This is a genomic window from Pseudomonas sp. GV071, assembly GCF_003050835.1.
Lineage (GTDB): Bacteria > Pseudomonadota > Gammaproteobacteria > Pseudomonadales > Pseudomonadaceae > Aquipseudomonas.
Window position 1 is genome coordinate 1 of the sequence record NZ_QAOJ01000005.1, and the last position, 14,372, is coordinate 14,372.

Genomic DNA, 14,372 nt, shown 5'->3' on the forward strand with positions numbered 1-14,372 from the left:
TCCAAGAGTTGCTCGCAGTTGAGCCCACGCTGGTGGTGCTAGAAGCCACTGGAGGGCTTGAAAGACGCTTGGTTGCGGAGTTGGCAGCTGCGCAGCTGCCAGTTGTTGTGGTTAATCCGCGGCAAGTTAGAGACTTTGCTAAAGCGACTGGCCAGTTAGCAAAGACTGACGTATTGGATGCGAGAGTTTTGGCCGCTTTCGGCTTAGCCGTTAAGCCTTCTATCCGAGAAGTCCCATCAGCGGAGCGGCAAGAGCTGATAGAGCTGCTAGCCCGTCGACGTCAGTTAGTTGAAATGATAGTTACGGAAGGTAATAGGCTTAAACAGGCGACAGGCAAGGGGATACGTAAAGAGCTGAAAGCCCACATTGCCTGGCTAGAAAAAAGGTTACGCGAGAGTGATCGTGGGTTGCACGAAGCCATCGAGCAGTCAGATGTCTGGCAGGCAAAATACGATTTGTTGTGCGAAGTAAAAGGTATTGGACCGGTGACGAGTCTGACCTTTTTAGCGCTCCTGCCTGAACTAGGTCATTTAGATCGCAAGCAAATAGCTGCCCTCGTCGGCGTTGCTCCTTATAACTGCGACAGCGGAACAATGAAGGGGCGCCGACGTATTTGGGGTGGTCGAAGCGAAGTACGCAGCGTGCTTTACATGTCTGTGCTGAGCGGAATCCGCGCTAAGAACCCACCGATATACGAGCTTTATACCCGCCTGAAGTTGGCCGGGAAGAAGAGCAAAGTCGCGATCGTAGCCTGCATGCGCAAGCTGCTAGTGATCCTGAACGCCATGCTCCGTGACCAGACCCATTTCGATGCGAATAAAGCTTGATTTGAAACACGGTTGCTCCTTCCGGCGCCGCTCCAGGGGCCGGCAAAACAGGCCATCCATGGCCTGTCTTTGCCTTTCGCGGCTCCCGGCCGCTCAACCCCTTACGCAGCGCCTGCACTCGGCCTTCGCTAACGGGGCGGGCAGATCAACAGCAAGATCAAGATCAAAAACTCGAGGCTGATGTTCTCTAGGATGCGGTACGCAGCATCAGCTCTTCGCTGCCTTCGGAGCCGGCCAGTTCGCGAATAAACAAGCCAAGCAATTCCGCCTGGCTACCTATGCCCAGCTTCGCGTAAATATTCTTGCGATGAATCTTCACTGTCCCCGGGCTGATTTCCAGTTGCTCCGCCACCGACGCACTGGAGTGCCCGCGCAACAGCAGTTGCACAATCTCCTGCTCGCGCGCCGTCAGGCTATGGGCACCAAACTCATCGAAGGCCGCGCGAATCTTATGGTCCAGGTCCTGCGCCGAGCGCGGTTGCACCCGGCATTGCTGCCACGCTTCGCGCACCACCTCGGCCACCACCGCCTCGGCGCATTCGAGCATCTGCAATTCATCGCGGCTGAACGCCGGGCTGGTGGTGCTGCGCATTAGCGACAACACCGCTTTGGCGCCATCGGCCAGGTCGACGAAAAACGCCACCTCTTCCGCCAAACCGGTGAGTTGGTAGTAATTGAGGTAGTACTCGCCCAGGTAGAAATGGTCTGGCGCGAACTGGCGCAGACGCCACAGGCCCGCTGGCTGGTTGCGGGTGCAGGCCAGGTAGAAGGGGTCGAGCAGGTAGGGGCCGACCTGGTAGTCGTCGACGTAAATCTTGCGTTTATCCGCCGCAAAGGTGTCGAACAGCGCCAGCGGTCGGTGGTTGCCTTCGTAGACAAACAGGACGAAATGGTCGACCGCGCAGATCTGTTTCAGCCATTGGCTAAGTCCCAACAAACGTGGGCGGCCGTTTGGCAGGCTGAGCAAATGGGCGAATCCGGTGGTCCAGTGTTTCAGGTCCTTGTGGCGCATGGCAGGCGTCTGTGGGCAGGAAGGTTGGGAATCCGAACTATAGAGGGTCAGCTGGACGTTCAAAATACTGCACGAGAATGCAGGATTTGCGCCACACCCCGGCAACCCCCAGCCCAGGCGCCGGGCTCTGCACCCGCCCCTCGCCAACGCACCAGGCTGGCTCGCCCGGCACCAGTAAACGTCACTCGCGGTAACGTCTTGGCCGCACTGAGCGTCAACGGGAGCTGACGACTATGCTTTCTTTCAACCGGCGCACACGCCGGCCGCTCCCTCCCTTGGTCATGGTGGTAATTCGATAGTGATTCCTCTGTTGGTCTGCGACGACTCCATGATGGCGCGCAAGCAGTTGATCCGCTCGCTACCGGCCGACTGGCCGGTGTCCATCACCCAGGCCGCCCATGGCCAGGAAGCCATGCAGGCGATCCGCCAGGGCCTCGGCCAGGTGGTGCTGCTGGATCTGACCATGCCGGTGATGGATGGCTACGAGGTGCTCGCCGCCCTGCGCGCCGAGGGCCTGGCGGCCAAGGTGGTGGTGGTTTCCGGCGACGTGCAGGAAGAAGCCATGCGCCGGGTGCTGGAGCTCGGTGCCTTGGCGTTTATCAAGAAGCCGGCCGAGCCGGAGATTCTGCGCCAGACCCTGGAGCGCCTGAACCTGCTGGGCCAGCCAGCCAAGCCCGCCGATGTACCGCTGCGCCCGGAGTTCGAGCTGAAGGTGAATTTCCGCGATGCCCTGCGCGAAATCACCAACGTCGCCATGGGCCGCGCCGCCGCCTTGCTGGCCAAGGTGCTGGGGGTGTTTGTCGAGCTGCCGGTGCCGAGCGTGAATATCTTCGAGGTCAGCGAGCTGCACATGACCCTCGCCGATGCCCAGCGCGGTGAGCGCTACAGCGCGCTGTGCCAGGGTTTTATCGGTGACGGTATTGCCGGCGAGGCGTTGCTGCTGTTCCACGACTCGGAGATCGCCGACATCGGCCGCCTGTTCAAGTGGCAGCCCAAGGACGAACGGGATGTCTCGGAGATGCTGCTGGATCTGGCGAGCATCCTGATCGGCGCCTGCCTGAGCGGCATTTCCGAGCAGATCGATGTGCGTTTTTCCCAGGGCCACCCGCAACTGCTGGGCCTGCACAGTTCGATTGAAAGCCTGATCACAGTGAACAAACAGCGCTGGCGCAAGACCCTGGCGGTGGAGATCAGCTACAGCCTGGAAGGCCACGACGTGCACTTCGACCTGTTGCTGCTGTTCACTGAAGATTCGATTCAGCGCCTGACCTACAAAATCAATTACCTGATGAACTGAGACCCCGCCCTATGCCCGCGCAGATCGACATCAAAGAGGTTCATTGGCTGCTGGATATCGTGCAGTGCATTGATGTGGGCGTGATCGTGCTCGACCGCGAGTACCGCGTGGAAGTGTTCAACAGTTTTATGGAAAACCACTCAGGCCTGGGGCCGGATGAGGTGCACGGCAAGTCGTTGTTCGCGCTGTTCAAGGAGATCGATGAGGACTGGTTCCGGCGCAAAGTCGACACCGTGGTCACCCTCGGCACCCGCGCGTTCAGCCTGTGGGAGCAGCGGCCGTACCTGGTGCACTTCAAGAACTACCAACCGATCACCGGCCGCGCCGACTTCATGTACCAGAACGTCACCCTGCTGCCGCTGGCGACCAGCAGCGGGCAGGTTGAGCATATTTGCGTGGTGATTTACGACGCGACCGAGGCTGCGGTGCATAAGAACGCTTCGTGACCGTGTAGACCTGCACGATTCTGGATTCCTGCCTGCGCAGGAATGACGGAGGTGGTTGGAAGTACTCCGTCATTCCTGCGCAGGCAGGAATCCAGAATATCCCGCCGAGCGAAGCCCCCCGTAACGACGTTACTTTTTCTTCCGCGGCCCGGTATTAAAACTCGGCACCTTGCGAATCGCCTTCACCGGCGCGTCCAACGGCTCGGCGCTTTCGGTCCATTTGCCCAGGGTTTTACTTTTGCCGCCACCGCCGCCGGTTTTCGGTTTTTTCGGCTTCTTCGGTTTTTTCAGTACCTGGCCACTCGGGTCGGTCATCGGCACCCGGTGCTCGGGTTCGAAGTCTTGCTCTTCGCTGCGCTGCAGGGTCTGACGGGTGAGCACTTCAATCGCCGACAGCAGTTGCACTTCGTCCGCGCAGACCAGCGAGATTGCCTGGCCGCTGTTGCCGGCACGGCCGGTGCGGCCGATGCGGTGCACGTAATCTTCGGCGACGATGGGCAGGTCGAAGTTGACCACCAGTGGCAGGTCGTCGATGTCCAGGCCGCGGGCGGCGACATCGGTGGCCACCAGAATCTGGATCTCGCGGGTTTTGAAACGGTCGAGCGCGCGCTGGCGGGTGGCTTGCGGCTTGTCGCCGTGAATGCCGTCGGCGTTGATGCCCAGGGCTTGCAGCTTCTCGCACAGTTCATCGACGCCATTACGGGTCTTGGCGAACACCAGCACCTGGCCCCAGCGCTGCTTTTTCAGCAGGTGAATAAATAGCTCGGACTTACGCTTTTTATCGACCGGAATAATCCATTGTTTGACGCTGCTGGCCGCCACGTTGCGCGGGCTGACTTCAATGCTCAGCGGGTCGTTCAGGGTGTTGCCGGCCAGGGTGCGGATGGCCTCGGAGAAGGTCGCGGAGAACAACAGGGTCTGGCGCTTTTTCGGCAGCGCGGCGTAGATGTCGCGCAGCTCTTCGGAGAAGCCGAGGTCGAGCATGCGGTCGGCTTCATCGAGAATCAGGGTTTGCAGTTGGCCGAACTTCACCGCGTTCTGGCGGAACAGGTCGAGCAAGCGCCCCGGGGTGGCGACCAGAATGTCGACGCCTTTGCGCAGTTTCATCATCTGCGGGTTGATGCTCACACCGCCGTACACCGCGTAGGTAGTCAGCGGCAGGTGCTGGCCATACACACGAATGCTTTCGTGCACCTGCTCGGCCAACTCGCGAGTCGGGCACAGCACCAGCGCACGTACCGAGTTGCTGGCCACTTGCGGGCCTTCCAGGGTCAGGCGCTGCAGCAGCGGCAAGGCAAACCCGGCGGTCTTGCCGGTGCCGGTCTGGGCGGCGGCCATCAGGTCGCGACCGGCCAGCACGGCCGGAATGGCCTGGGCCTGGATCGGCGACGGGGTTTTGTAATCGAGCTCTTGCAGAGCGCGCAGCAAAGGTTCGATCAGGCCAAGGGTGGCGAAAGTCATAGCGGGTAGCCCGGGTGTTTCAAAGAAGCCGGCAGTTTACCCTGTCCGCAGCGCTGGGCGTTATGGCTCAGGCGTTACGGGCCAGCCGCAAGGCTTCGCCGATCTTCGCCGCGGGGACTTTCTGCAGGCGGCACAACAGGTTGTGGGAGATCGCCTGGATGCCGTGCTGGTCGCGCAATTGGCCAGCCATAAACAGGGTCAGGTTGGCCGCCATTTCCGCGTCGGCCATCGCCCGGTGGGCCTTGCCGGTGACCGGTAGGCGCGCCCAGGTGTTGAGGGTGCCGAGCTTGTGGTTGGGCGCCTGCGGCAGCAGGCGGCGGGCCAACAGCATGGAACAGGCGAAGGTCTGCCGGCGCTGGCGGCGAATCAAGGCCAGCTCAGCGTCCCAGAATTTCTGGTCGAAGGAGGCGTTGTGCGCCACCAAGGGAATGTCGCCCACAAACTCGGCCACCGCTTCCATCACCTCGGCAGCGGGTGGCGCGTCGCGCAGCATGGCGTTGCTGATACCGGTCAGGCTTTCGATAAAGGGCGGCACCCATACACCGGTTTTCATCAGGCTTTGATAACGGCCGACAATCCGCCCGTCTTCGACGATCACCGCCGCAATCTCAGTGGCGCGGCAATTCTGCCCAGGGGATATGCCGGTGGTTTCGAAGTCGATGACAGCAATGGGTTCCACGGTAAATCTCGCGAGGGCAATAAGGGCTATAGGGTAAACCGTAGGAGCGGCTTCAGCCGCGATCCCTGGAAAAAAAGGTCAAGAGCATCGCGGCTAAAGCCGCTCCTACACAGTGCGGTCAGCGCAGCAGGAGCGCACCCTCAATCGGCACATAACGCGAAGCCGCGCGCACCAGCGATTGCGCCGTCAGCCCTGGCACCCCATAGGCCACTGCCTCGGTGCCATAGCTGCGCACCTTGTCGAGCAACATGTCGAAATCGCCATCGCCGGAAGCCAGCACCACGCTGTCCACGCGCTGGGCGGCGTCCATGATGTCGATGGTGATGCCCACATCCCAGTCGCCCTTGGCCGAGCCATCGCTGCGTTGGATGTAGGGTTTGAGCTTCACGGTAAAACCCAGGTTGCGCAGGATCTGCTGGAACTGTTGCTGCTTGGGGTCGCCGCGGTCGATGGCATAGGCGTAGGCCTCGACGATCTCACCATGTTGGGTGATGTCGGCCCACAGCGCGGCATAGTTGAAGTGGCAACCATGGGCCTGACGCACGGTGTAGTAGAGGTTCTGCACATCGGCGAACACGGCAATTCTTTTCACCAGCCTGACTCCTGGGCGGCCAAAGTGTTGGCAGTATGCCATCAGCCAGCCGTTAATAGCCGAGGCTTTCTGCCAACCGGGCACCACATCACATCGTTGGAGGCCCGCCGGGCTTGGGCTAAAGTGGCGCCCTTGCTTTGCTACCGCGGTCTCTTTGATGAACCCATTACCGATTATTCGTGACGCCTTTTATTTTTTTACCCGCAACCTGGGCGACATCATCCGTCTGTGCCTGCCACTGGTAATGCTCGAGAGCCTGGCGCAAACCGTGCTGACGATTAACAGCGCCAGCACCTATTCACCGATCTACTCCATGCTGATCACCCTGGCGGTGTACCCGCTGTACACCGGGGCATTGATCATCTTCATGGCCGCGCGCAGCAGTGGCGAAAACCCGCTGTTGGCCAATGTCCTGGCACTAACCCTGCGGATGTGGCCACGTTTTGCCGTGCTGACGGCGCTGACCAACCTGCTGTTTCTGCTTGGCGCCCGGCTGATGCTGCTACCTGGCATCTATGTGCTGGTCAAACTGGCCTTTGCCGAATACCTGCTGGTGCTGCGGGGTACCTCGCCCCTGTTGGCGATGCGCGACAGCTTCAGCATGACCAATGGCCAGTTTCTGCGCGTGCTGTTTTGCGTGATGTTGGTGGTGGTGCCGCTGTGGGTGCTGCAAAGCATCAACTTCGGCCTGGCCGACGAAGGTGAGGTAGGGATCGACGAGGCCTTGCTGGTGTTTGCCGTGCAGACGGCCACCAGTTTTATTTCGCTGTTCGCCAGCGTAGTGGGCTTTCGTCTGTTTATGGTCATCAGCGCCGAAACGGCGCACAGCTGATTTGCAGCTAGGCTCTAGGGAAGCCTTTTCTCGGAGCCCGTTCCATGGCTGATGCCAATCCCAGCATCCTTTCGCACCTCTCCATCGGCACCAATCACTTCGATCGCGCGCTGGTGTTTTACGACCGCGTGCTTGCCACCCTCGGGTGCAAGCGTGTGATGGAGCACCCCGGTGCGGTTGCCTATGGCCGCATGTACCCGGAGTTCTGGGTGCAGCACCCCCTCGATGGACAACCAGCCAGCGTTGGCAATGGCAGCCATATCGGCTTCGTCGCCCAGGACAAGACCTCGGTAGACGCCTTCTATGCGGCGGCATTGGCAGCCGGTGCCAGCGGCGATGGCCCACCCGGCCCGCGCCCGCATTACGGCGAGCAGTATTACGGCTGTTTCGTGCGCGATCTGGACGGCCACAAGATCGAGGCTACCTACTGGGATGCCACCTCGCTGTACGACATTTACGTCGAACCCGAAGCTCCCTCAGAAGCGCACTAGCGGAGTCAACGCTGGGCCTGATAACGCTTGGCGCGCTGGTTGATCCAGCCCTCGTCGAGCATCTTCTGCAATGCCTGCCCCATCAGTTGCTGTTCAGCCACGAGACCACGCACGCGGGAGAACCCGATAAACAATTCGGTGCGTGCCTCGGGCCGGTAACGGGCCTTGGCAATGGCGGCCGCGTATTGCGGTTGCAGCAGTTCGAAGTCGACCTGGCAGTCGGTGCCGATGACTGCCGCCAGGCGTCCGCGTAAAAGCATCTGCAGCAGCTGCTGCTCATTGTTGACGCCGCGTTTGAGCAGGTTCGTATCAGAATCGAAGGGCTGAAAATACACTGACTCGTGGACGAAGCCGACCAACTTGCCCTGCAGGTCGGCATAACTTTGCAGGCCATCGGCGGCGTTGGCGGCGGTGTAGAAACGCGGAGCACAGGCGTAATACGGCGTGCCCAGGTAGTGGATGTATTGCTCGCGGTCGAGAGTTTTCGCCAGGCCGATCATCAGGTCGGCGCGGCCCTGTTGCAGGTCGGCCAGGCCACGCGCCCACGGGGCGCGCTGCACGTCGAACTGCAGTCCACTGCGGCGGCCGATTTCGTTGAGCACATCAATGTCCAGGCCGACCAGGTTGCCGTGGGCATCTTCCATCCGGAACGGTGGCCAGAGGTCTGTCATCACCCGCAATGGCGTGCGCTCGTCAGCGAAGACGAGCTGGCACAACAGGGTGATCAACAGCAGGCACCAACGCATGTATCGTCCTTAATCAGTGGCCATCAAGGCCGGCAATCTGTCTGGGCGCAGCCAGGAGATCGTACAACCGCGGCGTAATCTACATTGCCGCCCATGACATTCGCCAGCCACCTGCGTTATTTGGGCTAAAACGCTACGCTCGGTTATGCTCCGGCTCGCACCCTTTTTGCCACTTGGCCTTGCTCATGCCTTTGTTTCGCAGACATCCGTTTCGAAAACTCCTGTTGCTCGTTGTGCTCCTTGGCGTGGTCCTGTCGGTGCTGCTTTACAGCATCAGCTGGCACCCCGCCGACCGTGAGCCGGCGCCGCTTTCCTGCGCGACGGAGACGGCCACGCTGCAACCAGGGCAGGCACTCAAGGTAATGACCTGGAACGTGCAATACCTGGCCGGCAAGCGTTACGTGTTCTGGTATGACCTGGCCGATGGCAGTGGGCCGGACACCCGCCCAACCGCAGCAGACCTGGCTTACAGCCTAGACGAAGTGGTGCGTATTCTGCGCGATGAACAACCCGATATCGTGCTGATGCAAGAGCTGCACGAAAACACCAAAGCCACCGACTACCAGAACCAATTGGCGCTGTTGCAAGAGCGCCTCGCCGACCTCTACCCGTGCAGCAGCCAGGCGTTTTACTGGAAGGCCTCGTTCGTGCCGCACCCGAAAATTCGCGGCAGCGTCGGCATGAAGCTGGGCACCCTCAGCCGCTTTCGCATCAGCCAGGCCGAACGCCTGCAATTGCCGACGCCGCCGGCCGACCCGCTGACCCGTCAATTCAACTTGAAGCGGGCCTTGCTGGTGAGTTACCTGCCGATTCGTGGCGGCGGTCAGCTAGCGGTGATCAACACCCACCTGGATGCCTTCGCCCAGGGCGATGACACCATGCAGCGGCAAGTGGCGATGATCGATCAACAGTTACAGGCCTTGAATGCGGCGAAGACGCCGTGGGTGATTGGTGGCGACTTCAATCTGTTGCCGCCGGGGCAATACCAGCGCCTGAGCGAACGTCAGCGCAGTTGGTACGCGGCCGACAGTGAGCTGCAGGTGCTGGCCGGCAAATACCCGATGATCCCCAGCCTGGACGAAGCCGGCGGCGCCGGGCAGGCCGCGTGGTACACCCACTACCCCAACGACCCGCAAGTCAGCGGCCCGGACCGGACGCTCGACTACCTGTTCCACAGCCCGTCACTGGAACGTGTCGCGGCCACTGTGCGGCAGGTGGACACCTTGCGGATCTCCGATCACCTGCCGCTGATAGCGCGGTTTTTGTTGCCCGAGAAGAACGACGAATAGATCAAAAGCATCGAGGCTGAAGCCTCGAGTTTTTGATCTTGGGTGTATCGCTTAAATCCGGAAGCTACGCACCAACTGGCTCAACTGCGCAGCCTGCTGCTCCAGCTCTTTGCAGGCCTGCAAGGTGGTGCGCAGGTTTTCCACGCCGTCCTGGTTGAGGGTGTTGATTTCGGTGATGTCCATGTTGATGGTCTCGACCACCGCGGTCTGTTCTTCGGTGGCGGTGGCGACCGACTGGTTCATGCCATCGATCTCGTCGATGCGGCTGGTCACGCTGCCCAGACGCTCACCCGCCAGGTTCGCCACCTGCACGGTCTTGTCGCTCTGTTTCTGACTTTCTTCCATGGTGGTCACCGCACTGCGTGCGCCGGTTTGCAGCTCGTCGATCATCTGCTGCACCTGCTGCGCCGACTCCTGGGTGCGATGCGCGAGATTGCGTACTTCATCGGCGACCACGGCAAAACCGCGGCCGGCTTCACCGGCACGCGCGGCTTCAATCGCAGCGTTCAAGGCCAGCAGGTTGGTCTGCTGGGAAATGCCGGTGATCACTTCCAGAATCTGGCCGATGTTCACCGTTTTCGCGTTGAGGGTTTCGATGGTGCCGCAAGATTCGCTGATCTTTTGCGACAGCTCGCGCATCGAGGTAATCGACTGCCCCAGCACCTGCTGACCTTCCGCCGACAGGGCGCTGGCATCGGCAGAACTCTCGGACGCCACCGCCGCGTTACGGGCGATTTCATGGGCCGCAGCGCCCAGCTCGTTGATCGCCGCAGCCACGCTGGTGGTGCGGGTGGCTTGCTGGTCGGAGTTGAGCAAGGAGGCGTTGGAGGCGGTCAGCACCCGCGAAGCCACTTCGTTGACGTGGTGAGTGGCCGAGGCCACTTCCTTGATCGACTGGTGGATACGCTCAACAAAGCGGTTGAACGAGGTGCCCATCTGGCCGAACTCATCCTGGCGTTGCACCACCAGGCGGCGGGTCAGGTCGCCCTCGCCCTCGGCGATGTCCTGCATCGCTTTGCCCATGACGAACAGCGGCTGCATCAGCACGTTAATCAGAATGCCCAGCAGGGTGATGATGGCGATCACCGCAATCACCGTGGCCAGCGCGGCGGTAAGGCGAAACTCCTTGAGCATGGAGAAAGCAAACGACTGCTCCAGCGCCAGGCCCAACTGCCAGTTCGCCGAAGCGATGCCTTGCATCGGGGTGAACTGCACCAGCAGATCTTCACCGTTGGCCTCGACATCGCTCAAACCGTTCCTGGCCACCAGGCCGCTGCCAGGGAAGGCTTCGGCGAGGGTTTTGAGGATCAGGTCCTTGTTCGGGTGGATCAGAATCTTGCCTTCGCTGCTGACGATAAACGCGTGGCCGTGGCCGTCGAAATCCAGCGAGTTGATGGTGGCGCTAACGCTAGCCAGGTCAATGTCGGCACCGGCCACACCGATGATCTGGCCGCCCTGTTTGACCGGGGTGGCGACGGTGATCACCAGCTTGCCGGAGGAAGCGGCGATGTAGGGTTCGGTGACCACCGTCTGGCCGGCAGCCATGGCCGCCTTGTACCAACCTCGGGCGCGCGGGTCGTAGTCCGCGGCACGGGAGCCGGCCGGCACCGAGAACATCAGGCCATCGGCGCCGCCGAAATAGCTGAGCTGAAAAGCCGCGCCATACACCGGCAAACCGACGATCTGCTTCAGCGCATCCGGGCCAGCACCCTGGGTGCCTATCTGTTGGGCCATGGAGTCGACCAGGGCCATATTGCCGCGCAGCCAGGTCTGGATATTCGAGGTGGTCAACGTGCCCAACTCGCCCATCGAGCGCTCGGCGTCGACGCGCAGGGTTTGCCGTTGTCGGTAGTCGTTGAACAGCACAAAGACGGTAAAGGCAAAGACCACGGTCAAGCCCGCCGCCAACAGAATCTTGTGGCGAAACTTCAGATTGAGCGCCATACCATCGTTCTCCAGGTGTTCGGCAAATAGGTGTTGTCTGGCTGCTATCGGCGGTAACGGAGGATCCGTTAACCGTTCCGACCAGCGTAGCGGTGCGCGCCACGTTTCCCCACGAAACGCGGCCGCGCAGGGTGCGCCAAGCGCCGCAAAAAATCGTTCAGGTTAGCGACGCGGTTTTGCCCTGGCGGTCGGTTCGGCGACCAAAGGGTCGTCGGGCCAGTAGTGTTTCGGGTAACGGCCCTTCAACTCTTTCTTCACTTCGGCGTAGGTGCTGCGCCAGAAGTTGGCCAGGTCCTGCGTCACTTGCACCGGCTTGCGCCCTGGTGAGAGTAGATGCAGTTTCACCACCTGGCGGCCGCCGGCAATGCGCGGGGTATCGGCCAGGCCGAACAATTCCTGCATGCGCACCGCGAGCACCGGCGGCTCTTCGTTGTAGTCGATGCCGATACGTGAACCGGAGGGCACCTCGATGGCTTTAGGCGCCAACTCTTCCAGGCGCTGCGGCAGCGGCCAGGGCAACAGGTTCTGCAGCATGTTGTGCAGCTCCAGGTTGCCGAAATGGCTCAGCCGGGTGACTTTGCCAAGGTAGGGCTGCAGCCATTTTTCCAGGCTGGCCAGCAACGCCGCATCGCTGACATCTGGCCACTCACTGCTGTTGCCATTGGCCAGGTCGAGGCGCCGTAGCAAACCAATGCGCGCCTGCCACTGGCGCTGCTCGGGTTTCCACGGCAACAGCTCCAGGCCTTTGCGTCGTACCAGGCCGAGCAAGGCGCGACTGCGGGTGGCCTCGTCGAGGTCTTTCAGCGGTTCGCGGTTTAGCACCAGTTCGCCGACGCGCCATTGGCGTTCGGCCTTGAGCGCGCCTTCGCGTTCGTCCCACTCCAACTCTTCACGCACGCTGACTTGCTCGCGCAACACGCTGTCGAACAGCGCCGGTTCCAACTCGGCGGCGAGGTAGATGCGCTCTTCGCGTTGGCCCTGACGGCTGCCCAGTTCCGCTACCACCAACCAGGGTTGTTTCATCAACGCATCCGGCTCGCCGAACTGCGCAGCACGGCCGTTGGCAAGGCGGTATTCGCCACCGCCGGCACGCCGTTGCTGGGCTACACGATCAGGGTAGGCAAATGCCAGCAAGGCACCCAGCCAACGCGGGTGATCGGGGTCGCTGACCGTTTCGGCAGGCTTGCCACGTAGGTAGCTGCGGAACTGTTTGGCCAGTTGCCGTGCGCGCTGCACCCCAACCTGCCCGCCTCTGTGACCGCGCTCTTCACCGCTGAGCAATGCCAGGCGAGTGTGCAGATCGGCACCGCCGCCGCGCTGGATATCACGCTCGCCGAGCAAGGCGGCGACATCGCAGGCCAAGCTGCCCAGGCCGAGGGCTTGGCCGCGCAGCAATAAATGCGCAATGCGCGGGTGCGCCGGCAGTTCGGCCATGGCGTGGCCGTGGGGCGTCAGTTGGCCGTTGCCCTGCAGAGCGCCAAGGCGCACCAGCAGATCTTGCGCTTGGGCATAGGAAGCCGCTGGCGGTGCGTCGAGCCAGGCCAGTTCCTGTGGCGTCACGCCCCAGCGCGCCAGTTGCAGGGCCAAACCGGCGAGGTCGGCTTGGAGGATTTCGGCGCTGCCGTAGGCCGCCATCTGTTCGTGTTGCGCCTGCGACCACAGGCGATAACAGGCACCTGGCTGCAAACGGCCGGCACGGCCGGCGCGTTGAGTGGCGCTGGCTCGGGAGATGCGCTGTGTGTCCAGGCGGGTCATGCCGCTGCCGGGGTCGAAGCGCGGCACGCGGGCAAAACCGGCGTCCACCACCACACGCACGCCGTCGATGGTCAGGCTGGTCTCGGCGATGTTGGTGGCCAGCACCACTTTGCGTTTGCCGGCGGGCGCCGGTTCGATGGCGGCGCGCTGGGCGCTGAGGTCGAGTTCGCCGTGCAGCGGGCAAAGCAGAATATCGCTGCGGCCTTGCAGGGCTTCGGCGAGTTGCTCGTTGACCCGACGGATCTCGCCCTGCCCCGGCAAAAACACCAACACACTGCCGGGCTCGTCGTTGAGGGCCTGTAGCACCGTCTGCACCGCGCGCGGTTCAATGCCCTCTTTGGCATACGGACCCGCCGGCTGGAACGGGCGCCCCCAGTGAGTTTCCACCGGGAACATGCGTCCTTCGCTGCGCACCACCGGGGCGTTGTCGAGCAGCGCGGACAAGCGCTCGCCCTCCAGCGTGGCGGACATCAGCAGCACTTTCAGCGGTGGCTCGTCGCGCAGCAGGGCGCGACCATTGAGGGTCAGCGCCAGGGCCAGGTCGGCGTCCAGGCTGCGCTCGTGAAATTCGTCGAAAATCACCAGGCCGACGCCTTCCAGCGCAGGGTCGTCCTGCAGACGGCGGGCAAGAATGCCCTCGGTGACCACCTCGATACGGGTAGCTGCGCTGACTTTGCTGTCCAGGCGAATGCGGTAGCCCACGGTGTGGCCGACCGTTTCCCCCAGCTCACTGGCCAGCCGCTCTGCGGCGGCACGCGCGGCCAGGCGCCGGGGTTCGAGCATGATGATCGACTGCCCGGCCAGCCAGCTTTCGTTCAGCAACGCCAGCGGCACGCGGGTGGTTTTACCGGCACCGGGCGGCGCTTCCAGCACCGCCTCGTGGCGCTCGCTGAGGGCAAGGCGCAGGGCAAGCAGAACATCGTCGATAGGCAGTGGCGTCATGGACATGGAAAGGTCATTGGCAGCAGGCACAGTAGGGCGGCGAGTATACCGGCGAACGG

Annotated in this window: 13 protein-coding genes and 1 pseudogene; 6 read left to right on the forward strand and 8 right to left on the reverse strand. The window is 61.9% G+C overall.

Translation table 11 applies throughout. The features are described from left to right. Nucleotides 1-827 (forward strand): IS110 family transposase (locus C8K61_RS10535; RefSeq protein WP_108096215.1); only part of this gene is annotated, 827 nt, incomplete at its 5' end. Between the two features lie 187 nt (nucleotides 828-1,014). Here the strand turns inward: C8K61_RS10535 and C8K61_RS10540 are convergent. Then, on the reverse strand, nucleotides 1,015-1,839 hold the full coding sequence (locus tag C8K61_RS10540) for a LuxR C-terminal-related transcriptional regulator (protein ID WP_108096216.1): 825 nt from the start codon (nucleotides 1,837-1,839) through the stop codon (nucleotides 1,015-1,017). A gap of 298 nt (nucleotides 1,840-2,137) precedes the next feature. Between C8K61_RS10540 and C8K61_RS10545 the strand changes: the two genes are divergently transcribed. After that, nucleotides 2,138-3,136: a response regulator gene (locus tag C8K61_RS10545; protein ID WP_108096217.1), complete on the forward strand. Its 999-nt coding sequence runs from the start codon at nucleotides 2,138-2,140 to the stop codon at nucleotides 3,134-3,136. Between the two features lie 11 nt (nucleotides 3,137-3,147). Next, a complete protein-coding gene (locus tag C8K61_RS10550) occupies nucleotides 3,148-3,582 on the forward strand; it encodes a PAS domain-containing protein (RefSeq protein ID WP_108096218.1) in 435 nt (144 codons plus the stop codon). 129 nt (nucleotides 3,583-3,711) lie between these two features. Here the strand turns inward: C8K61_RS10550 and C8K61_RS10555 are convergent, their stop codons facing one another. The 3 genes from C8K61_RS10555 to C8K61_RS10565 form a co-directional block, all read right to left on the reverse strand. Beyond that, entirely contained in the window at nucleotides 3,712-5,043 is a 1,332-nt protein-coding gene (locus C8K61_RS10555; protein WP_108096219.1) for a DEAD/DEAH box helicase, read from the reverse strand. Nucleotides 5,044-5,110: 67 nt separating this feature from the next. Then, the gene (locus C8K61_RS10560; RefSeq protein ID WP_108096220.1) at nucleotides 5,111-5,722 is read right to left on the reverse strand and encodes a PolC-type DNA polymerase III; all 612 of its coding nucleotides are present in this window, start codon (nucleotides 5,720-5,722) and stop codon (nucleotides 5,111-5,113) included. A 118-nt stretch (nucleotides 5,723-5,840) separates the two neighbouring features. After that, the gene (locus tag C8K61_RS10565) at nucleotides 5,841-6,356 is read right to left on the reverse strand and encodes an NYN domain-containing protein (RefSeq protein WP_178086445.1); all 516 of its coding nucleotides are present in this window, start codon (nucleotides 6,354-6,356) and stop codon (nucleotides 5,841-5,843) included. Nucleotides 6,357-6,471: 115 nt separating this feature from the next. On the opposite strand from C8K61_RS10565, the gene C8K61_RS10570 reads away from it, so the two are divergent. Beyond that, nucleotides 6,472-7,146, forward strand: coding sequence for a hypothetical protein (locus C8K61_RS10570; RefSeq protein ID WP_108096222.1), 675 nt, complete (start codon nucleotides 6,472-6,474; stop codon nucleotides 7,144-7,146). Between the two features lie 44 nt (nucleotides 7,147-7,190). Continuing rightward, nucleotides 7,191-7,637: a VOC family protein gene (locus C8K61_RS10575; RefSeq protein WP_108096223.1), complete on the forward strand. Its 447-nt coding sequence runs from the start codon at nucleotides 7,191-7,193 to the stop codon at nucleotides 7,635-7,637. A 5-nt stretch (nucleotides 7,638-7,642) separates the two neighbouring features. Here the strand turns inward: C8K61_RS10575 and C8K61_RS10580 are convergent, their stop codons facing one another. Beyond that, nucleotides 7,643-8,383, reverse strand: a complete 741-nt coding sequence (locus C8K61_RS10580) for an ABC transporter substrate-binding protein (protein ID WP_108096224.1) — start codon at nucleotides 8,381-8,383, stop codon at nucleotides 7,643-7,645. A gap of 185 nt (nucleotides 8,384-8,568) precedes the next feature. On the opposite strand from C8K61_RS10580, the gene C8K61_RS10585 reads away from it, so the two are divergent. Further along, entirely contained in the window at nucleotides 8,569-9,672 is a 1,104-nt protein-coding gene (locus C8K61_RS10585; protein ID WP_108096225.1) for an endonuclease/exonuclease/phosphatase family protein, read from the forward strand. A 51-nt stretch (nucleotides 9,673-9,723) separates the two neighbouring features. Here C8K61_RS10585 and C8K61_RS27205 read toward each other — a convergent pair whose 3' ends face one another. The 3 genes and pseudogenes from C8K61_RS27205 to hrpB all read right to left on the reverse strand — a co-directional run bounded on the left by C8K61_RS27205 (nucleotide 9,724) and on the right by hrpB (nucleotide 14,313). Continuing rightward, the gene (locus tag C8K61_RS27205) at nucleotides 9,724-10,554 is read right to left on the reverse strand and encodes a methyl-accepting chemotaxis protein (RefSeq protein ID WP_371919988.1); all 831 of its coding nucleotides are present in this window, start codon (nucleotides 10,552-10,554) and stop codon (nucleotides 9,724-9,726) included. A 24-nt stretch (nucleotides 10,555-10,578) separates the two neighbouring features. Then, nucleotides 10,579-11,616 (reverse strand): annotated as a pseudogene (locus C8K61_RS27210) (cache domain-containing protein); the annotation flags it as partial. A 162-nt stretch (nucleotides 11,617-11,778) separates the two neighbouring features. Further along, nucleotides 11,779-14,313, reverse strand: a complete 2,535-nt coding sequence (gene hrpB / locus C8K61_RS10595) for an ATP-dependent helicase HrpB (RefSeq protein ID WP_108096548.1) — start codon at nucleotides 14,311-14,313, stop codon at nucleotides 11,779-11,781. Nucleotides 14,314-14,372 lie beyond the last annotated feature (59 nt).